We start from the raw sequence: 21464 nt of genomic DNA, 5'->3' as shown, positions 1-21464 counted from the left end.
TGATCCGGACGGCGTTACCCATGTCCGTCCTGGCAAATTATTGTTACACTGTTGATTGTGCCGTTATCCAGCGGTACGTTATGTGAAGTACGAAACACGTACGAGCGCAGTTCTCGGGAAGGCAACGGATCGATGGTGGCAACCACCCAGCAGACGATTTCACCGAAGCGGTTCCGCGATGATCCGACCGACCTGGAGGCGGCCTATTTCCGGTGGATCCAGCCGGGTCCCTCGGCGTCGGCGATCACGGACCGGGCCGAGCGGATCTTCCGTCAGCATCTGGAGCTGGCGGCCACCCGCGCGCCCGGTTCGGCGACCACCATGGTCTACCGTCCGGACGACAGCGCGGGGGTCGGCGCCGCGATCCAGATCGTCAACGACGACATGCCGTTGCTGGTCGACTCGGTGACCGCCGCGCTGCGGCGATTGGGCGCGACGGTCACCGAAGTCGTGCATCCCGTGTTCGACGTCTCGCGCGACGCCGACGGCCGGGTGTTGTCCATCGCGCCGCGTGACGGCGTGGCCGAGCCGGCCGGGGAGGCGGACGGACAAACGCTGCGCGAGTCGTGGATCCACGTGCAGCTGGGCGCGGGCCTGTCCGACGAACTGGTCGACCGGATCGAGCAGGCGCTGCCGCCGCTGCTTGCCGACCTGCGCCGGGTCGCCGACGACACGCCGACCATGGTCGAAGTGCTCAATACCGTTGCCGACCAGCTGGATCAGGCCGCGCAGTGGGCCGGTGACGCGGAGATCCCGCAGACCGCCGGGCTGCTGCGCTGGCTGTCCGACGGGCACTTCACGCCGCTCGGCTACGGCTACTACCACTTCCGCCGCTCCGCGCCCAGCGCGAACGCCGACTTCGAACCGTGGCAGCTGCCGGGCACCGGGCTCGGCGTCCTCGGCAACGGCGCCGAAGCCGATATCAGCGTGCCCGTGGTCGGCGCGAAGCGCACGGTCCTTCGGATGGCCAACGGGTCGGTGGACTCGCTGCTGCCCGGGTCTCGGGACCTGTACTTCATCAGCGTGGCCGACTACGGCGCGAGCGACCCGAGCGGCCGCGCGGCCTGGGGCGACACCGTCAAGATGGTCAAGGGCGAACACGTCTTCGTCGGCACCTTCACCGTCGCGGGCCTGCACGAGAACATCCTCGACATCCCGGTCATCTCGCGGCGCGTGCTGCAGGTCATCGAATGGGCGGGCTTCGGCCTCGACTCGTTCTCCGGCCAGGCCATGCTGGAGATGATGCAGTCGTTCCCGCGGGTGGAGCTGTTCTCCACCGACGCGCGCAGGCTGTTCGAAACCGTCTCCGCGGTCATGAATCTGGGCCTGCGGCGCCAGGTGCGGCTGTTCATCCGGCGCGATTCGCGCAGCGACACCATCTACTGCCTGGTCTACATGCCGCGCGACCGCTATTCCACCGAGGTCCGCGTGCGCATGGGCGACATCCTGCGCGAGCAGTTCGATGCCGAGCAGATCGCGTACTCGGCGCGGGCCACCGAATCGGAACTGGCCGTCGTCTACTTCACGGTGCACCGCAAGCCGGGCGCCGAGGCGGCCGACATCTCCGAGGAGAATCGCGAGCGGATCCAGGAGTTGCTGCTTGCGACGACCTGGACCTGGAGCGACCGTCTGGTCGCCGAGGCGGCGGGCGCCTCCGACATGCCGCAGGCGCTGGTCACCGAGTACGCGACGGCCTTCCCGGCGAGCTACCAGCAGGAGCACGAGCCCGCGCACGCGCTCAGCGATCTGCGGCGCCTCGAGCGGCTGTCCGACGGCGCGATCGACACCGACCTCTACCGGCAGGGCGACCCGGGCGCCGCCGAATGGCGATTCACGCTCTACGTCGCGGGTGAGGGCGTCTCGCTGAGCCGGGTGCTGCCGGTGCTGCACAGCCTCGGCGTCGAGGTGGTCGACGAGCGGCCCTATCGCATCACGCTGGCCGACCGGCCGGACCGCTGGATCTACGACTTCGGGCTTCGGGTGACCGCCGCACCGCTGCGGGAAGCGCTCGACAGCGAGCCGGCCGCGCAGCTGGGGCACTCGATGGACGCGGCGTCGCTGCCGGAAACCAGTGTGCGGCGGCGTTTTCCGGATGCGGTGACGGCGATGTGGTTCGGCCGCGCCGAAGTCGACGGCCTGAACGAACTGGTGCTGCGCGCCGGCTTGCACTGGCGTGAGGTGGCCCTGCTGCGCGCCTACGCGAAGTACTTGCAGCAGGCCGGTTTCGCCTACACCTTCGGGAACATCACCCGCGTCCTGCTCAGCCATCCGGCGACGGCGCGGTCGTGCATCGACCTGTTCGCCGCGTACTTCGACCCGGACGGCGTCGGCGCGCAGGCCGCGGACCGGGCGGCGGAGATCGCCCAACGGCTGCAGGCCGAGATCGACGCGGTGGTCAGCCTGGACACCGACCGCATCCTGCGCGCCCTGTTCGGCCTGATCGAGGCGACCCTGCGGACCAACTACTACCGGCGCGACGAGGCGGGCGACGCGCTGGACTACCTGTCGGTCAAGCTGAATCCGCACGCGATCGCCGAACTACCGAAACCGAAGCCGCAGTTCGAGATCTTCGTGTACTCGCCGCGAGTCGAGGGCGTGCACCTGCGATTCGGTTCCGTCGCCCGTGGTGGTCTGCGGTGGTCGGACCGCTTGGAGGACTTCCGTACCGAGATCCTCGGTCTGGTCAAGGCGCAGGCGGTGAAGAACGCGGTGATCGTGCCGGTCGGCGCGAAGGGCGGCTTCGTGGTGAAGCAACCGCCTGCGGCCACGGGCGATCCGGCCGCCGACCGGCAGGCGCTCGGCGCGGAAGGCGTCTCCTGCTACCGCACCTTCATCTCCGGCCTGCTGGACGTCACCGACAACGTGGACCGCGCGACCGGGGAGGTGCTTCCGCCCGCGCAGGTGGTGCGCCGCGACGGTGACGACACCTACCTGGTGGTGGCGGCCGACAAGGGCACCGCGACATTCTCCGACATCGCCAACGACGTCGCGCAGAGCTATGACTTCTGGCTCGGTGACGCGTTCGCCTCCGGCGGTTCGGCCGGCTACGACCACAAGGCCATGGGCATCACGGCCAAGGGCGCGTGGGAGAGCGTCAAACGCCACTTCCGCGAGATGGAACTCGACACCCAGACCCAGGACTTCACCGTCGTGGGCGTCGGCGACATGAGCGGCGACGTCTTCGGCAACGGCATGCTGCTGTCCGAGCACATCCGCTTGGTGGCCGCCTTCGACCACCGGCACATCTTCCTCGACCCGATTCCCGACGCGGCGCGGTCCTACCGGGAGCGGCAGCGGATGTTCGCATTGCCCAGGTCGTCGTGGGCGGATTACGACACGTCGCTGATCAGCCCCGGCGGCGGCGTCTACGACCGCTCCGCCAAGGCGATCCAGGTGACTCCGGAGGTGCGCGCGGCACTCGACCTGCCCGCGAGCGTGACCACCCTGTCGCCGCCGGAGATGATCAAGGCCATCCTGCAGGCCCCGGTCGATCTGCTGTGGAACGGCGGGATCGGCACCTACGTCAAAGCGAGCAGCGAGACCAATGCCGAGGTGGGCGACAAGTCCAACGACGCGGTCCGGGTGAACGCCGACCGATTGCGGGTCAAGGTGATCGGCGAAGGCGGCAACCTCGGTGCGACGGCGCTGGGCCGCATCGAGTTCTGCCGCAACGGCGGACGGATGAACACCGACGCGCTGGACAACTCGGCGGGTGTGGACTGCTCCGACCACGAGGTCAACATCAAGATCCTGCTCGATGCCGTCGTCTCCAGCGGTGAACTCGCCGTCGCCGAGCGCAATCCGCTGCTGGCCTCGATGACCGACGAGGTTTCCGACCTGGTGCTGCGGGACAACATCTCGCAGAACTTCCGGCTCGGGATGTCGCGGGCCGACGCGGCGGGCATGTCGGGAGTGCACGGCAGGATGATCAACGACCTCGAACAGCGTCGCGGTCTCGACCGTGAGCTGGAGGCCCTGCCGACGGAAGCGGAACTGGCCCGCCGCGCCGCCGAAGGGACCGGTCTCACCTCGCCGGAGCTGGCGAATCTCATGGCGCACGTGAAACTTTCGCTCAAGGCCGATTTGCTGGCCGGTGATCTGCTCGACAGCCCGGCGTTCGCGTCGGTGCTGCCCGCCTACTTTCCCGCGCCGCTGCGGGAGCGGTTCGCGCAGGCGATCGGCAGGCACCCGCTGCGGCGCGAGATCGTGGCCACCGTCGTGGTCAACGAGATGGTGGACTACGGCGGCATCACCTACGCGTTCCGGCTCGCGGAAGAGGCCGGGGCGACCACCGACGACGCGGTGCGCGCGTACCGGGCGGCGGTGGAGATCTTCGACCTGTACGACCTCTGGCAGCGGATCAGGCAGACACCGATGTCCACTGCGGCGCGCAACGAACTGGAACTGGAGACCAAGCGCACCCTGGACCGGGCCGCACGCTGGCTGCTGTCCAACCGGCCGCAGCCCATCGCGATCGGCGCCGACATCGCCAGGTACCGCGACGGCGTGCGCGCCCTGTCGGGCCGAGTGCCCACGTGGCTTACCGGCTACCTCACCGAGGATCTCGCCGAGCGTTCGCGGCGGTCGATCAGCCGTGGCGCGCCCCAGGAGCTGGCCGAGGAGGCGTTCGGGCTGATCCACCGCTTCCCGCTGCTGGACGTACTCGACCTGGCCGACATCGCCGACCGCGACGCCGCGGAGGTCGCGGTGCTGTACTACGCGCTCAACGAGCACTTCCAGATCGAGCGGCTGCTGACGGCGGTCGGCAAGCTGGAGCGTGGCGGGCGCTGGCGGGCGCTGGCCCGGCTCGCGGTCCGCGAGGATCTCTACGATTCGCTGCGGTCGCTGACCCTCGACGTGCTGACCGCCACCGAGCCGCAGGACAGCACGGTCGAGAAGATCGCGTACTGGGAGTCGACCAACCGTTCGCGGCTGGCCCGTGCGGGTGCGTCGCTTTCGCAGATCTTCGCCGCCGAAACGCACGATCTCGCCGCGCTCTCGGTGGCGGCACGGCAGGTCCGCGGCATGGTGAGCGGCGGTGATGCGACGGCCGTCGCACCGACGGTCGCGGGCTGATCGACCACTCGATGCCCGGAGGCAGGCGCTCGGCGTCAGCCTCCGGGCATCGGCGTTCCGCACTCGCCGCAAAACTTGGCGCCGGGGCTCGACTCCGCGCCGCAGCTCGTGCAGTGTCTCGGTTGCGTCACCAGGCGCGCCCCGCAGTTCATGCAGAACTTCGCGCCCGCCGGATTCGCGCCCTGGCAAGCGGCGCATGACGTCTGAGCCGTCTCCGCCGCCGCGGCGGGAAGCTGCGGCGCGTGGGAGTGGTTGCCGACCTGGTGACCGATGGCGTTCAGACTCAGTGCCGCGCCTAGGAATCCGCCTTCCATGCCGTGGTGTCCGCGCGCGAAACCCTGACTCGCGCCGAGCGCGAGTTCGCCCGCGGCGTAGCGCTGGAAATCGCCGGTGAGGCTGATGTACTTGACGTCCTTGGCGAGTCGCTTCAGCCGGTCGGCGTCCTCCGGCGCCAGACTGATGTCGAAGTTACCCATCCTCGGGATGCGCAGCCCGTATTCGTAGAGCGCGGTATTGGTCTGGCGCAGCACCGCCTGCTCGATCGGCTGCAGCTGTGCCGAGAGCCCGAGCACCGGCCAGTCGCGGCGCGCGACCCCTTGGGTCACCGCCATCTTCATGGATTTGAGCAGCAGGTCGGCGCACCAGCTCTGCACCCGGTCCGGGTCGGTGAGATCGGCGGTGCCCGCCAGCGCGGTCAGCAGCTCGGCCGGGTCGCGAACGGTCAGGGCGAACTCGCCGAAGACGCGCAGCGTCACCACCTGCTCGCTGACCGGATCGAGGATGTCGTCCAGCCGGCCGCCGAAGCGAATCCCCGGAAACTCCCTCGTGGAAACGAAATACAGTTCGGCCCGGTAGTAGTTGCCGCCGGTGAGGGTGTCGACGAGCGCACCGAGCACCGGGAGCTCGTCGGCGTCGATGCGGTGGCGTCCCGGGCCCATCGCGGCCACGACCCGCCCGGACTTGACGAAGAGGGCGAGCTGGTCGGCGTTGACCATCGCGCGGCTGTAGCGCCGGATGTTGACGTCCGGCCACTTGTAGACCAGCTGATTCTTGCGGTCCTCTGGGACCGCGATGAATTCCCGTTCGAACCAGGCCATCTGCGCTCCCTCGTCCTGTTTGTCCCACTGAGCGTACCGATATCTGGTGGCACGATCAACGAATCTCGCCGCGATCGCCGCTGCTCGGATGCCCTTTTCTCAAAGTTCTTGATGTCCAGCGTGTTACAACATGCCAATCGCTATTGAACGTGCCGCTATGTAACGGTACATTGAGCGAAGTTATGATCGCCGTCACCTGAAAGGCCATCGCCATGACCACAGTTCGACCACCAGCGGATGCGCCCGCGCAGGCTGCCGCGCTCGAAGACGAGGACTCGGGCTATCACAAGTCGCTGCGCCCGCGTCAGCTGCAGATGATCGCGATCGGTGGGGCGATCGGCACCGGGTTGTTCCTGGGTGCGGGTGGCCGGCTGGCCAGCGCGGGCCCCGGCCTGTTCATCGTGTACGCCATCTGCGGCGTGTTCGTGTTCTTCATCCTGCGGGCGCTCGGCGAGCTGGTGCTGCATCGCCCCTCCTCGGGATCGTTCGTCTCCTACGCCCGCGAGTTCTACGGCGAGAAACTGGCGTTCGCGGTCGGGTGGATGTACTTCTTCCACTGGTGCATGACCGGGATCGTAGACATCACCGCCATCGCGACGTATGTCCATTTCTGGGGAGCGTTCGAGGCCATCCCGCAGTGGTTGATCGCCCTGGTCTCCCTCGCGGTCGTGGTGAGCATCAACCTCGTCTCGGTGAAGTGGTTCGGCGAGCTCGAGTTCTGGGCCGCGCTGATCAAGGTGATCGCACTGGTCACCTTCCTGATCGTCGGCACGGTGTTCCTCGCGGGCCGGTTCAAGATCGACGGCCAGGTCACCGGCCCGAGCGTCATCGCCGATCACGGCGGGCTGTTCCCGACCGGGTTGCTTCCGCTGGTCCTGGTCACCACCGGAGTCGTGTTCGCCTACGCCGCTGTGGAATTGGTCGGTACGGCAGCCGGTGAAGCGGAGAACCCCGAGAAGATCATGCCGCGCGCGATCAACTCGGTGATCGCCCGGATCGCGCTGTTCTACGTGGGTTCGCTGGTGCTGCTCGCCCTGCTGCTGCCCTACACCGCGTTCAAGAACGGTGAGAGCCCGTTCGTGACGTTCTTCTCGAAGCTCGGTGTGGACGGCGCCGGTTCTGTGATGAACCTCGTGGTGCTGACGGCGGCGTTCTCCAGCCTGAACGCCGGTCTCTACTCGACCGGCCGCATCCTGCGCTCGATGTCGATGAACGGCAGCGCGCCGACCATCGCGGCGCGGATGTCCCGCGGCGGCGTGCCCTACGTCGGCATCCTCGCCACCGGCGCGGTGGCGCTGATCGGCGTCGGTCTGAACGCGGTGGTGCCGGAGCAGGCCTTCGAGATCGTGCTGAACATGTCGGCGCTGGGCACCATCTTCGCCTGGACCGCGATCGTGATCTGCCAGCTGCAGCTGTGGCGCTGGTCGCGCACCGGCCGTGCGCAGCGTCCGTCCTTCCGGCTGATCGGCGCGCCGTACACGAGCTTCGCGACGCTGGTGTTCCTCGCGACCGTGGTCGTGCTGATGGCGTGCAGCGATGACCACGTGCAGCGCGGCGCGGTGCTCGCGATGGTCGTCATCATGGTTCCCGCGCTGGTGGGCGGCTGGTTCCTCGCCCGCAAGCGGGTGCTCCAGATCGCCGAGATCCGCCAGGGCATCACCGGACAGTTCCCGGTCCTGGCCGAGCGGCCGCGCCGCGAATCGGGTGACCCGGTGGTGATCCTCGACAAGCCCGACGAAGAGTGAAGCAGTATCCGCCCCGGGCCGTTCGCCCGGGGCGGATATATTCCCAATGTCGGGAACAATACACGCGCGCATCGACAGGCGGCGGACCAGAATGAAACCGCGATTCAACGGCGGGTCTGAGAGGTTCGTATGCCGGAGCACCCCAGCGCATCCGACCGTCCACTTGCGCATCCGTGGGCGAATCGGCGCATGCGCGGCACCGAGGTGCCTCGGCGAACTTCCCACCCTTGGGCCACTCGGCATCTGCTCAAAACCGAGGTGGCCCCACGACTACCCAATCCGTGGTCCACACCGCGGTACGTCGAGAACCCACGTGCAGGCGCCGTCGACCCGGCGCCCGGCGACGGCGGACCGCCGACCGGCCCCGCCGTCGTGGGCGAGGAGACCATCGGCACCGCCGAGCGGCTGCTGCTCGGCGCACTCGAGGCCGAGTCCGAACCCGGTTCCGGGCGCAGCGCGCGCTCGCGGCCGAGCGCGCGGCGATTGGGCGGCGGGCTGGTGTCCATGCCCAAGGTGAGCCCGCTCGATCCGCGCACCGCGGTGATGCAGAACCCGGAAGTGCCCGAGCACAAACGGTTCTGCTGGAAATGCCAGCAGCCGGTCGGCCGCACCGGTGCGGCCGGGTCGGGCGCCGTCGAGGGCGAGTGCGGTCGCTGCGCCTCGCCGTTCAACTTCCGGCCCCTGCTCCAGCCGGGGGAGATGGTTGCCGACCAGTACGAAGTCCAGGGCTGTCTGGCCCACGGCGGACTCGGATGGATCTACCTGGCGGTCGATCGCAATGTGAGCGATCGCTGGGTGGTGCTGAAGGGGTTGCAGAACCCGCTCGACTTCGAAGCGCACGTGGTCGCCCTCGCCGAACGCCAATTCCTCTCCGAGGTGGCCTATCCCGGCATCGTCAAGATCCACAACTTCGTCAAGCACCGTTCCGGGCGCGACGTGGCCGACGGTTACATCGTCATGGAGTACGTCGGCGGGCGCTCGCTGAAGAGGATGCTGGATCTACGTGCGCCCGAACGCATTCCGGTCTCCGAGGCGATCGCCTTCATGATGGAGATCCTGCCCGCGCTGGACTACCTGCACTCGTTCGGGCTGGCCTACAACGATCTCAAGCCGGACAACATCATGGTCAGCGAGGACGAGGTCAAGCTGATCGATCTCGGCGCGGTCGCCGCGATGGAGTCCTACGGCAGTATCTACGGCACTCCGGGCTATCAAGCGCCCGAGATCACCGAGACCGGCCCGACCGTCGCCTCGGACATCTACACCGTGGGGCGGACGCTGGCCGCTCTGGTGCTGGACATGCCCAAGAACGCCGACGGACACCAGCTGCCCGGCATTCCCTCGCCCGAGGACGAGCCGCTGCTGCGGGACTATCCGGCGTTGTACCGGCTGCTGTGCCGCGCGACCCATCCGGAGCCGCGCCGCCGCTTCCCCACCGCCTACGCGATGTACGGCCAGCTCGCGGGCGTCCTGCGCATGGTGCTCGCCTACGACACCGGTAAGGAACATCCGCAGGCGTCGCTGGAATTCGGTGCCATGCGCGGCGATTTCGGCATCGAGACGTTGATCGGGCAGACCGACGGCATGACCGACGGGCGCCATCGCCTGCCCGCGTTGGACGCGCCGAGCGTCGTCGCGGCCCTGCCGGTGCCGATGATCGACGGCGAGGACCCCAGCGCCGACCTGCTGTCCACGTTGCTGCACGGCGATCCCCGGCATGCCCTGGACGCCCTGCGCCGCACCGCCGACCGGATCGTCTCCGGGACCATCCCGGAGCCGGAGACGTTCGAGCTGGAGGGCACGCTGACGGCGGTGCGCGCCCATCTGGACCTGGGTGAGGTGGTGCCGGCGTGCGATCGGCTCGCCGACCTGCGGCCCGATTACGGCACGGACTGGCGCCTGGAGTGGTATTCGGCGGTCGCCGCGCTGCTGGACGGCCAGTACGAGCGCGCCTACGAGTATTTCGACCTGGTGCACGGCATGCTGCCCGGTGAGATCGCCCCAGCGCTGGCGCTGGCGGCGACCGCCGAACTCACCCTCCAGCATCTGGGCGACCGCGCCGACGACCGCTGGCATCGGCTCGCCGAGGAGTATTACCGCACGGTGTGGCGGACCAATCACGGCGTGGTGAGCGCGGCGTTCGGACTGGCCCGCAGACTCGCCGCCGACGGCGGCTTGCTGGAGGCCGTAGAGGTCCTCGATCAGGTGCCGGAGGCATCGCGGTATCAAAGCGTGGCGCGCATGACCGGATGCCTGCTGCTGGTCTCCCAGCCGATCCCGGAGACCACCGAGGCCGACCTGCTCGAGGCGGCCGCGCGGCTGGACGCCGCGCCGGACGAACCGAGGGCGTTGCAGTTGCAGGTGATCGTGGTGGGTGCGGCGCTGGAATGGGTGCGCGGCGGCGGCCGGTCGGCCGATCCGGACGCGACCCTGCTCGGCTTCCCGTTCACCCTGCTCGGTCTGCAACGCGGGCTGGAGTCCAGCCTGCGGGCGCTGGCGCGCATCGCCCCGCATCGTCTGCACCGCTACCGCCTGGTCGACCTGGCCAACTACGTGCGGCCGAAGTCGAGGTGGTGAACCGGTCTCAGGTGGTGCGCGCGGTGAGCATGAAAAGCGCGGGCGCGGCGAGGATCACCAGCAGCCACAGCCAGTTGCCGGTGGTCACCGCCAGCACCACCGAGAAGACCACGGCCGCGCCGGCCAGAACGACCAGGCGCGGCAGCGGGTTGGTCGGCGTCACCTCGGCCGGGGGCGGTGTGCTGCCCGGCAGGTCGGCGAACAGCTCGGCCAGTTCGCTCCGCTTGGTCGCGGCAGCGACGGCCGCGCTGAGTTCGTCGAATTCGGCCAGGCTCAGTCGGCCCGTGCCCAGGTGGTGGGTCAGCTCGCGCATCGCGCGCTCGCGGTCGGCGAGACTGGCCGGAAGGCCCGCGGATTCACCCATGCCGGAAGGATAGGCGCGGCGGCGGGACCCGGCATCGAGGGGATTTCCAGAGGCGGGAAGACCGGTGGCGGGCGAGCGCTCGGAAGGTGGCGGCGCCCTGTGCGGACGATGTTTGCTGAAATGTCGCTATGGACCGGTCGGTCGCCCCGACAATGGCCGCGCACCGGCGGCCGTCCCGTGTTGCGATGTGGTTTCCTTGAGGTATGACTGCGGGTGTGGAGTACACGATCGACGAGCTGGCGCGGGAGGCCGGTACGACCGTGCGCAGCCTGCGCGTTTACCACGAACGGGGCGTGCTGCCGCCCCCGCAGGTCAAGGGGCGTACCGGTTTCTACGGCGCCGACCACCTCAACCGGGTGCGGACCATCAGCAGGTTGCTCGATCGTGGGATCAAACTCAACGGCATCAGGGAATTGCTCAACGCCTGGGATCGTGGCGACGATCTGGGGGACATCCTCGGTGTCGCCGAGCCCGGCTCGCCCGAGGCGGCCGCCGTCGAGGCGGGCGAAACGATCGCGGCGACCGAATTGGCCGAGCGCTATCGCGACGTGCCCAACGGTCTGGCCCGGGTCGTCGCGGCGGGTCTGTACGAACCCGTCGACGCGGCGACCTACCGCATCGCGGATCGCCGTCTGGCGCACAGCCTCGAGCAGATGGCGGCCGTGGGCATCCCGGCCGACGAGGTGCTCGGCGAACTGGAGAAGCTGCGCGCCGACGCCGAGCGGATCGCCCGGCGCTACGTGGATCTGTTCCGGCGGACCGCGTGGGCGTCGTTCCAGGATTCCGATCGCGGCCCGGCACAGGTCGCCGAACTCGCGCAGCGGCTGGAGACGACCAGGGCGGTCCCGGCGGAGACCACCGCCGAACTCGTGAACCGGCTCATCGCAAGGTATCTCGACCAGGACGCCGAGCTGGCGGAGACGCTGCCGGAGAGCTGACCGGCGGCGCGCACCCCCTTGGGTCGAAATATTTCCGTTTCAGATTCCCATCATTGGCGATACGTAGCAGTAACGTGCCGTTGATCAACGGTATATTGGTGTCATCCGGCGCGCGTTCGCGCGCCGCGAGGCTACCTACGCTCGTCTACTTAAGTATGTCTTCCGGCGACCTACCGATGCGCCGAAGTGTCGCTCTCCCCGACAATCTGGAAGTCGCACAAGGGCAGCAGATGGGTGTGGGCACATGGGAAGCGTGACGCTGTGGATGCAGATGTCGCTCGACGGCTTCGCGGAGGGGCCGGATCAGGAGATCCACTGGCCGGTGGTGGACGAGGAACTGTGCGAGTCGTTCCTGGACGAATTACGCTCGGCCGACCTGTTCCTCTACGGCCGCAAAACGTACGAGATCATGGCGTCGTTCTGGCCGACCGCCGACGTGGATCCCGCGATCTCGGAGTTCTACGTGGATTTCGCGCGGTGCTGGAAACAGACGCCCAAGGTGGTCTTCTCCCGCACCCTGTCCTCCGCGGGCTGGAACACCCGCGTGGTCCGGGACGACCTCGTCGAGGAGATCACCGCGTTGCGCGCACAGCCGGGATGCGACATGGTCCTGTTCGGCGGCGCGGAGACGGCGTCGGAGTTCATGAAGCACGACCTGATCGATGAGTACCGGTTGTTCGTGCACCCGATCCTGCTCGGTGGCGGGATTCCGCTGTTCCCGACGCCCGCCGTGGTCTCGGGGCTGCAACTCGTCGACGTGATGACCTTCGACAGCGCGGTGGTCCAGATGCACTACCAGCAGATGGCCTCCGCGAGGTAGCAATCGGCGCGGAAATGGGGTCCGCTGCCCTGGTAAACAGGGGCTTGACCTTTGCGTAACCTCTGATTGTCGAGCGCGTGGCCGCGTCGTCGGCTAACTTTCGTTTTATGTCCCTGGTTCAGGCACGTGGCGACGTGCTGCCTGCATCCACCAGTGAATTCTGCGGCCGGGAAACGGAATTGGACCGGCTGGGCGCGCTGCTGGACAGCGGCGCCCGCCTGATCACCCTGGTCGGCCCGGGCGGGATCGGCAAGACGCGGTTGGCCGCGGAGGCGTTGTGCCGTGGCGCGCACGCCCGGCGCAGGCCGGTGTACTGGGCGCGGCTGGCCGGGCTGGAGGCCGACAGCACCGCCACCGCGCAGGATGTGATGCAGTCCGCCGTGCGCACCGACCTCAGTTCGCCACCGACCCGTGACGCGCTGGTACGCACGTTCACCAGCGGAAACCGTTCCACCGAGCGTGCTGTCCTCGTCCTGGACAACTGCGAACACCTGCTCGGCGTGGTCGCGGCGATGATCGCCGAGTTGCTGGAATCCGCGCCGGGCCTGACCGTCCTGGCCACCAGCCGCGAACCGATCGGTTGGGCCGACGAGTACATCCTGCCCGTGCCGCCGCTGTCGCCGCGGCAGTCGCTCGAATTGTTCCGGCAGCGCGCCGAACTCATCGGACGGGCGATCCCCGACGACCGCGAGGCGGTGGCCGTCGCCGCCCGGATCTGCCGCCGGGTCGACCACAACCCGCTGTTCATCCGCCTGGCCGCGGCGCGTCTGCGGCACCAGCCGCCGGTCATGGTGCTGCGCGAACTCACCGGCGACGCGGACGACAAACGCCTGCACTGGACCCACGGCGCACGGGCGGGCGCCGAGCAGCGTCACCGCGGTGTCTACGACGTGATCGCCTGGTCGTTCGCGCTGTGCGGCGCCTCCGAGCAGTTGCTGCTCGAACGGCTGTCGGTCTTCGCCGCCGGGTACGAGACCGACGACGAGTCGCTGCGCGGGGGCATCGAGCTCGACGCCGCGATCGCGGTGTGCGCCGACGACGCCCTGCCCGCGAGCGCGATCGAACACCTGCTGGAGCGGCTCACCGAACAGTCGCTGCTGTCGGCGCATCTCACCGCGACCACGGTCAGCTGGTATCTGGTGGAAAGCGTCCGCGTGTTCGCCCGGGAGCGGCTGCGCCGCCGGGACCGCGGGGAGTTCGACCGGCTCGCCGCGCGCCACCGCCGGTATTTCCGGGACAAGGTGGTCTCCGGGCAGGCCATCTGGCTCGGACCGCAGGATCAGGCCTGGCTGGCGTGGGCGCGTTCGGCGTGGAACGACATCGTGCTCGGCATCGAATCCGGTCTGGCCGACCCGGCGGAGGCCGTGGTCGCGCTGGAGATCGCCACCGTCCTGCTTTCGATGAAGGTGCCGTACGTCAAGTCCGGCGCCGGCGCGCTGACCCGGTTGACCGAACGCGCGCTGGAGGCCACCCGGGCCTCCGGACTGGGCCCTTCCGGGCTGGCCGACCTGGCCACCGCGCTGCTCGGCTGGATCTCGCTGTGGCAGGGGCGGACCGATCACATCCCGCAACTGCTCGCGGACTGCGCGGCCCTCCCCCCGGGAGCTGGACCGCGCTACACCGACATCGATTTCGGGCTGCCCGCCCCGGTCGAGTGGCTGTGGGGGCTCGAGCTGATGCTCGTGCGCGGTGACCCGCGCGCTGTCACCGTCCTTGCTCGGGCCCGCCGCAAATTCGTCGAACAGGGCGATCGCATCGGCGCCGAACGCAGCGACGTGTTCGCGGCGTTCTGTTCCGCCCTCGTCGGCGACCGGCGGCAGGCGCTGGAGAACACGGCGCGCTTCCTGGAGCGATCGGTGTCGTCCGGTTCGACATTGTCGCGCGCCTGGGCCGAGATCGCGCGCGCGGTGGCGCTCGCCAAACACGGGTCCGCCACCGAGGCGCTGACGCTGACCCACGGGGTGCTCACCCGCTACCGCGGCGAACCGGACACCTGGACGGCGAGCTGGGCGGTGGGCGCGCACATCGTGGCGCTCGCCCAGGTCCTCGTCGCGCAGCGGGCCGAGGGCGGTGATCCCGCCGCGGCCGCCGACACCGCGCGGGAAATCGCCTACCTGGTAGGCGGATTCAAGACGCGTCAGCGATCGATGGGCATATCCGTCGACCGGGTCCCGCTGATCGCCGCCGAGATGCGCCGCGCCGCGGAGGTCTCCCGCGCGGTGCTCGGCGACCGCGCCTACGCCTCCGCCGAACGCAGGACGCGGCTGCGTCCCGAACTCGACGCGCTGTGGTCTCCGGCCCCGGATCCGGCGCTGCCCGCCCGGCGGCCGGACCGGCAGGCCGCTTCCCGGCCGGTGTCGCGGCGGCCCGCCACGCGCTGGAGCGACCTCTCGGAGGCCGAACGCGACGTCGCCGTCTTCGCGGCGGCCGGCTGGCCCAACAGCGCCATCGCACGCCGCAGGCGCAGCTCCATCCGGACGGTCGACGCGCAGGTGGCCGCCATCCGGCAGAAGCTCATGATCGCCTCCCGCGCCGACATCGCGGCCCACATCCCCGACGAGCTCGTCGACCGGGTCCGATACGAATCCGAGCGGCGGCCGAGCCGTAGCCGCAAAGGCAGGACGGGACGCGCCCATTAGGCTGCTCGAGCAGTGGTTTTCCGGATCGGTAGGTGCGTCGGCATGTCGGAGGTGAGCAGCGGCGGAGGCAACGGCCCCGCCGCGCCCGCGGAGTTCGTGGGCAGGCATGCCGAACTGCGGCGGATAGACGCCTTGCTGAACTCGTCGAGCGCCCGGCTGATCACCCTGGTCGGGCCCGGCGGCATCGGCAAGACCACGCTGGCGGTGGAAGCCGTGCGCAGATACCGCGGCGGGGCACGGCACACGGTGCACTGGACGCGCTTGGCCCGCCTCGCGCCCGGCGCGGAGACGGGAGCGGTCGCCGAGGAAGTGCTCTTGTCCGTCGCGAAGAACGGCATAGTGGGCCGCTCCGCGTGGGACGGCTTGCTGGAGACCCTCACCGATGCCGGCGCCGAGGACGAGACGCACCGGACCATCCTGGTGCTGGACAACTGCGAACACGTGCTGGGCGGCGTCGGTCCGCTCGTCGTCGGCCTGCTGCAGGAAATCCCCGGCTTGACCATCGTCGCGACCAGCCGGGAGCCGGTCGGCTGGATCGACGAGCAGTTGGTGACCGTGCCGCCGCTGTCCAGTGTGCACGCCCTGGAACTGTTCCGGCGGCGAGCCGAGCGCACCGGACGGCCGATTCCCGAGGATCCCGGACAACTGGCCATCGCCACCCGGATCTGCGGGCACGTCGACAACAACCCGCTGTTCATCCGCTTGGCCGCAGCGCGGCTGCTGCACCGGCCACCCGCGATCGTGTTGCGCGAGTTGTCCGGCGACACCGACGATCGCCGCCTGCAGTGGACGCATGGCGCGAGGGGTGGCGTCGGCGAACGGCACCGCAGCGTGCGCGACGTGATCGCCTGGTCCTACGGTCTGTGCCCCGCGCCCGAACAGTTGCTGTTGGAGCGCTTGTCGGTCTTCGCCACCGGTTGCGACGCCGAGAACGACGAGACGCAGTCCGGCGGGGCGGAAGTGGACGCGATCGTGGCGGTGTGCGCGGACCCGGCGCTACCCCCCGAGCGGATCGAGGGGCTGCTCGAGCGCCTGGTCGAACGCTCGCTGCTGTCGGCCCACATCACCGCGGCGACGGTGCGCTACTACCTGCTGGAGAGCGTCCGAGTCTTCGTGCGCGACCGGCTGTCCACCCGCGGCGACCACCTGGACGAAGCGCGACTGCTCGCCCGGCATCGACGGCACTACCGCGACCGTGTCGCCGCGGGGCCCGCCACCTGGTACGGCCCGCGAGAGCAGGAGTGGATCGCGTGGGCGCGAGCGGCGTGGGACAACATTCTCATCGCCGTCGAGACCAGCCTCACCGACCCGGAGGAGGCGGTGGTCGGACTGGAAACCGCCGCGACGCTGATGGCGCTGCGCGTGCCGTTCATCACCGGCTCGAACCGGGCCATCACCAGTCTGACCGAGCAGGCTCTGGAGGTCACCGCGCAGGTCGAGCCGCCGCCGACGCGGCTGCGCATCAATGCGACCGCACTGGTGGGCTGGATCGCCATCTGGCAGGGCAGACACGCCTACACCGCGCAATTGCTGGACGAATGCGCCGCGGAGTGCCTGCCCTCGGAGCTGCGGGCGGGCTGGCGTGCGACGACGGCGACCGACCTCGGCCTGCCCGCCGCGGTGGAATTCACCTGGGGCCTCGAACTCCTGCTGATCCACCTCGACCTGCGGGCGGTGGACGTCTTGGCCAGGGCACGCCGGAAGTTCGCCGTTCTGGGCGACCGGGCGGGGGAGCAGCGCAGCGAACTGTTCGAGGCCCTCACCTACGCGAACCTGGGCGACGCGGACGTCGCGCTCGGGGCCGCGCGCAGGCATCTGGACCGGGCCGTGGCTTCCGACGCGGGCTGGGCGACCTCCTGGGCGGAGCTGGCCTGGATGATCGCGGTATCCCGGCACGGCGATCCGCGGGAGGCGGTGAAACTCGGTCAGTCCACCCTGGAGCGCCTACTGATCACCGGGGACACCTGGACGGCGGGCTGGGTCGCGCACTTCAGCATGATGGCGCTGACCTATCTGCTGTCCGCCCGGATCGAGGCGGGCGACACCGGCAGCGCCGAGGCGATCGCCGCCGCCACCGAGATCGCCCATCTGCAAGGCGGAATCGCCACCCTGCACCGCTCGATGGGCATCGTCGCCGACCGGGTGACGCTGGTGGCTCGCGGCACCGCTCGAGCCGTCGCGGCGGTCACCGCGGTCATCGGCGCCGAGGCCCACGCGGCGGCGGTCCAGCGCGGCGCCCGGTTGCGTCCCGAACGCGACGAGCTGCAATTGCTGTTGCTCGGCAGATTGCCGGTCGACAAGCTGCCGAACCCGCGCCCGCAGGCCAGGTCCACCGCCTCGCGCTGGGAGGAGTTGACGCCGGCGGAACGCGAAGTGGCGGTGCTGGCCGCGGCGGGCTGGGCCAACAGTGCCATCGCCGCGCGCCGGGGCAGTTCCATCCGGACGGTCGATGCCCAGGTGGCGTCCGTGCGCAGGAAGCTGATGGCGGCCACCAGGGCCGACATCAGCTGGCACGTGCCGGATCACCTCGCCGAGCGGATCCGGCTGGAATCCGAGCGGCGGCCCGCGCGAACGCGAGCACGCCCGTGACCGTCGTGACGGTCACGGGCGTGCGGTAGCCGGGATCGGGCAGGTCAGGTCAGGTCAGGTCAGCGAGCCGTCGTAGCACAGGCTCGACGACCGCCAGGACCGCTGCGGGCCGCTACCGGGATCGAAGGCCCACTGGTCGATCGAGCCGGCGGCCTTCCACCACAGCGCTCCGCGTCCGTCCGAGACCACCTGGTAGACGTCCTCGGAACCCTCGATGAGCTGGCTGCCGACGCAGTAGTCGTTGTACTCCGTGCCGTACTGCCGGGCGCCGGGGCTGAACAGGCCTGCGGGGTGGGCGTAGGCGCCCGGGTTCGGCACGGTGCTGGCCTGCCGCGCGGGGGCTCCCCGATGCCAGTACGGCGCGCCCAGTCCGTCGGTTCCGCAGGCGAAGGTCCAGCCGCCTGCGACGACCGTGGTGCCCTGGCCGTAGGCTCCCCCCGCCCAGAGGCAGGCAGCGCCCTGAGCCTCGGCGGTGCCCGCGCCGAAACTCAGGCCGCCCGCCGCCACCGCTGCCGCCGCCAGCAGGGTGAGCGTCCGTACCGTGCCGCCGCGCTTGTCGTCACACGCGGTCGGCCGGCGAAGCCCGCTAATCTTGATCATGAGTGTTTCTCTTTCGTGCGTTATCCCGGTCGGAGTGGATTTCCGGGAATGGTGATACTTCAAGTAATGTGCCGCTAGATAGCGGGACGATCAGTCCAGAGGGACGTCACGGAAGGTTTCGAGTGCGCGAGGGTGTGCCGGTCCTGCGGTCACCGGCACCAGGTGGCCTGCGCCCGGCAGACGGTGTAGCCGGTGCCGTCCGGGCGGGCCACCCGCGACCAGCTCGAGCCGTCGGACTCGTCGCCGGTGGGGACGTCGCCCGGTGCCGCCTGGTTCTGCCGCTGGCGGTAGTCGCGGACGGCCTGGTCGGCCTCCTCGGCGTCCAGCCGGTCGCTGTCGCGATGGTGGTAGCCCATGGGGTCGATGTGGTGCCAACCGGTGGTGTCACCCGTGCCGTTGCGCGGGTTGGACGGACCCGAATGCGACTCCGCTCCGGCGATGCCCGCGGCGCCCGCGGTGAGCGTGCCGACGATCGCGGCACAAGCGAGCAGTCGGGCAGCGAGATGAGTGGTGTTGGCGGTCATCGTAAGTCTCCGTTCGGATTTCGCGCTGTGTACGGCGGTACGGCGCGAGCTGCGGCGGTGCGGCGAACGTCGGTGGTCGGGGTTGCCGCGCGAGGTGGGGGTGGGGAGGGGATCGGGGTGGCATCCGTCGCGGACATGTCGTCCGCGGGGCGGTGCCGATCGGCTCGGTCCCGGTCGTCGGAATGGGGAGAGCCCGGCCTGTCGTATCCGTGGCGGCCCGGGTCTGCTGCGGGGCGCGGGGCGACGGTCGTGTCGGGCCCGGCCAGCGCTTCGGTCGACGCCGGGGTTTCCGGCGTGGCCGCTATCGCGCTCACGATCAGCGGGCGGACGAGCCAGGTCTGTGTCCGTCGCTGGTGCGGCGTGATGCCGGTCATCGTTCGCGTCCGTTCATCTCGCCACCTCGGGATCGGGATCGGTCCGGTGTGGTCCGATCCGCGGGTCCCTATCTATCGTGCCGTTGGATAACGTCACATTAATCGACGGGTCGATATTTTGTCGAGGGGTTTCTCATGTCTGGGAAGGGTTGTTGTCTTCCCGGAGAGGTGGCTTCAGCAGGTGCGCGGGATCGGGACGGCTGGACAGGGGATGGGCCGCAGTGCTCGTCCGCCTGGTTGCCGCTGTGAGCGGGATGATCCGTTGCGCTAGCTCTGCGCACGGCGATGCCGGCGACCTGTTGGTGGTCGACTATGAGCGGTCGCGGCGCTGGGAGATCGACTGGCGTTGCAGGATCCGGTAGACCGCACCACTAGCTTTCGATCGGCCGTGTGGGGCTTCAGGGCCGCAACTCCTCGCTTCGGTCGGCAGTGTGTCCCGAGGGCTGCTCTATGCGCGCAAAGGGCGTCCGCCGGGATGGCGGACGCCCTTTGCGTCTGTGCGGAATGCCGCTACGCCGCTACGCCGCTGGTGCGCCGCGTCGAGGCGTGCGAGATCGGTCTGTCTATCAGGCTTCGGTCACCGCCGCGAATGCCGGGGCGCCCGAACCCTCGGCCGCGGCCGGTGCGCGCTTCGGCTTCGCGGCGGCGGGGTCGCGGAACGGGGCTTCGATCACCGCGCGTTCGCGCCACAGGTGATACAGCGCGACAGCGAAGATGGTCGTGCCGATCACGTTGGCCAGGAAGTGCCACCAGATGCGGTACGTCGCCGCGCCGGGGCCGGGGTCGAGCAGGCCGAAGATGGTCGACAGCCCGATCGCCTTGGTGCCGAAGGCGACCGTCAGGGTGAGCGCGAGATGCTCGAGCCCGTGGATGCCCTGCATCAGCACGCCCATGCGACCCCACTTGCGTGCCTTGCTCTCCAGGGCGTGGTGGGTGACCAGGGCGATGCCGACCAGTCCGGCGAGGAAATGGAAGTTGCCCACCAAGTGCAGAAGTTCCATGCCGAGCGCCGGCTTCATGTGGTTGACCTGACCGAATCCGTTGGCCAGGCCGGTGCCCCACGGGGTCATCCACGCCGGTGAGTTCGGGTGCTGGATCCAGTACCCGACCTGTGCCACGTGCTCCTGGAAGTGTCCTATCTGGGCCACCACGCCCAGTGCGATGACACCGAGTGCGGTACGGAACATCCATGGTCGCAGGGGTTTACGCAACGCGACGACGAGTGCGCCGACGGCCGCCCACATGACGACCATCCAGGCCACCATCAAGATCGCACCTAGGATTTCCAACCCGGTCGCTTCGGCTGTGTGGTTCATGAGAACCGCCCTTCTGCGCGCCCTCCGGCAACGGCGACGGATGGGGGGACTGCTACGGAAACGCGTGGAACGCGTTGTCCGCAAGATACAAGGTGCCGACGCCACCTGTCCGGGATTTCCGAATGCGCTGGAGTAACGACCAATTGGTCCGTGTCATACCCGAAACGTATGGCGCTTGCTCAGAGCGGTCGCAGAAAGCCTTCGACGATGCGATGGGCGCGGTCGGCGGCCTCCGGATCGCCGAGTCGCAGAGCGGTATTGGTGGCGCACAGCACCGCATCGATCTGGAACGCGACCAGATCCGCGTCCAATTCGGCGATCTCACCGGCGGACGCCGCCGAGCGCAGCTCCCGTGCCAGCAGCCCTACCCACGCTCGCTGATCGCGGAACAGGGCATCGCGCACCGGGCCCGGCTTGCTGTCGCATTCGGCCATGGTCGCGACGCGGAAGCAGCCGCCCGGGAACAGCGGCGTCTCGGCGTAGACCATCCAGTGGTCGAGCAAAGCTCGTAGCCGGGCGACGCCGTGCGGCGCGGAACGGGCCGGTTCGACGACCGCTTCCACGAACCGGTCGCGCGCGTGGTCGACGGCGGCCAGTTGCAGTGCTTCCTTGGTGCGGAACAGGGTCTGGATTCCCGCCTTGCTCAGCCCGGTGTCGGCGGCCAGCCTGCCGAAGCTGAGGCCGTCCAATCCGTCCAGCGAGGCGATGTCGACCGCCTGCCGCAGCACCGTGGCGCGAGTTCGCGCACCGCGCAGCAGTCGCTTGTCGGTGATCTCGGCGGTGTGCGGGCCACTTTCCATACGGT

The 21464-nt window shown here is 69.2% G+C and carries 13 protein-coding genes; 7 read left to right on the top strand and 6 right to left on the bottom strand.

From position 1 onward, the window contains the following. The first annotated feature begins 132 nt into the window (after positions 1-132). A complete protein-coding gene (locus tag ACGF7Y_RS19650; RefSeq protein WP_393235751.1) occupies positions 133-5076 on the top strand; it encodes an NAD-glutamate dehydrogenase in 4944 nt (1647 codons plus the stop codon). 35 nt (positions 5077-5111) lie between these two features. On the opposite strand, the gene ACGF7Y_RS19645 is transcribed toward ACGF7Y_RS19650, so the two are convergent. Next, positions 5112-6173: an SPFH domain-containing protein gene (locus tag ACGF7Y_RS19645; RefSeq protein WP_393235695.1), complete on the bottom strand. Its 1062-nt coding sequence runs from the start codon at positions 6171-6173 to the stop codon at positions 5112-5114. 212 nt (positions 6174-6385) lie between these two features. Between ACGF7Y_RS19645 and ACGF7Y_RS19640 the strand changes: the two genes are divergently transcribed. Together ACGF7Y_RS19640 and ACGF7Y_RS19635 are read left to right on the top strand one after the other, a co-directional pair. Further along, positions 6386-7918 (top strand): amino acid permease, encoded by a 1533-nt coding sequence (locus ACGF7Y_RS19640; RefSeq protein WP_393235694.1) that lies wholly within the window; start codon positions 6386-6388, stop codon positions 7916-7918. Positions 7919-8107: 189 nt separating this feature from the next. Further along, positions 8108-10495: a tetratricopeptide repeat protein gene (locus ACGF7Y_RS19635; protein WP_393235692.1), complete on the top strand. Its 2388-nt coding sequence runs from the start codon at positions 8108-8110 to the stop codon at positions 10493-10495. Between the two features lie 7 nt (positions 10496-10502). Here ACGF7Y_RS19635 and ACGF7Y_RS19630 read toward each other — a convergent pair whose 3' ends face one another. Next, positions 10503-10859: a DUF1707 domain-containing protein gene (locus ACGF7Y_RS19630; protein WP_393235690.1), complete on the bottom strand. Its 357-nt coding sequence runs from the start codon at positions 10857-10859 to the stop codon at positions 10503-10505. Between the two features lie 203 nt (positions 10860-11062). Between ACGF7Y_RS19630 and ACGF7Y_RS19625 the strand changes: the two genes are divergently transcribed. From ACGF7Y_RS19625 to ACGF7Y_RS19610, 4 genes are all read left to right on the top strand, one after another. Beyond that, positions 11063-11797 carry a MerR family transcriptional regulator gene (locus ACGF7Y_RS19625; RefSeq protein ID WP_393235689.1) on the top strand — a complete coding sequence of 245 codons (735 nt, stop codon included), beginning with the start codon at positions 11063-11065 and terminating at the stop codon, positions 11795-11797. A 244-nt stretch (positions 11798-12041) separates the two neighbouring features. Further along, the gene (locus ACGF7Y_RS19620) at positions 12042-12617 is read left to right on the top strand and encodes a dihydrofolate reductase family protein (RefSeq protein ID WP_040865472.1); all 576 of its coding nucleotides are present in this window, start codon (positions 12042-12044) and stop codon (positions 12615-12617) included. Positions 12618-12724: 107 nt separating this feature from the next. Then, complete coding sequence (locus tag ACGF7Y_RS19615) at positions 12725-15256, top strand: ATP-binding protein (RefSeq protein ID WP_393235687.1); 2532 nt, start codon at positions 12725-12727, stop codon at positions 15254-15256. A 42-nt stretch (positions 15257-15298) separates the two neighbouring features. Then, on the top strand, positions 15299-17845 hold the full coding sequence (locus ACGF7Y_RS19610; RefSeq protein WP_393235686.1) for an ATP-binding protein: 2547 nt from the start codon (positions 15299-15301) through the stop codon (positions 17843-17845). Positions 17846-17899: 54 nt separating this feature from the next. Here ACGF7Y_RS19610 and ACGF7Y_RS19605 read toward each other — a convergent pair whose 3' ends face one another. The 4 genes from ACGF7Y_RS19605 to ACGF7Y_RS19590 form a co-directional block, all read right to left on the bottom strand. Next, a complete protein-coding gene (locus tag ACGF7Y_RS19605; RefSeq protein WP_393235684.1) occupies positions 17900-18445 on the bottom strand; it encodes a hypothetical protein in 546 nt (181 codons plus the stop codon). Between the two features lie 149 nt (positions 18446-18594). Then, entirely contained in the window at positions 18595-18969 is a 375-nt protein-coding gene (locus ACGF7Y_RS19600; RefSeq protein WP_393235682.1) for a hypothetical protein, read from the bottom strand. Between the two features lie 940 nt (positions 18970-19909). Beyond that, on the bottom strand, positions 19910-20659 hold the full coding sequence (locus tag ACGF7Y_RS19595; protein WP_393235680.1) for a DUF6008 family protein: 750 nt from the start codon (positions 20657-20659) through the stop codon (positions 19910-19912). 179 nt (positions 20660-20838) lie between these two features. Further along, complete coding sequence (locus ACGF7Y_RS19590; RefSeq protein WP_393235678.1) at positions 20839-21459, bottom strand: TetR/AcrR family transcriptional regulator; 621 nt, start codon at positions 21457-21459, stop codon at positions 20839-20841. Positions 21460-21464: the final 5 nt, after the last annotated feature.

The organism is Nocardia sp. NPDC047654 (genome assembly GCF_043205035.1).
Classification (GTDB): domain Bacteria; phylum Actinomycetota; class Actinomycetes; order Mycobacteriales; family Mycobacteriaceae; genus Nocardia.
The sequence above is the reverse complement of the archived record's forward strand: the minus strand, read 5'-3'. Positions and strand labels throughout refer to the sequence as shown.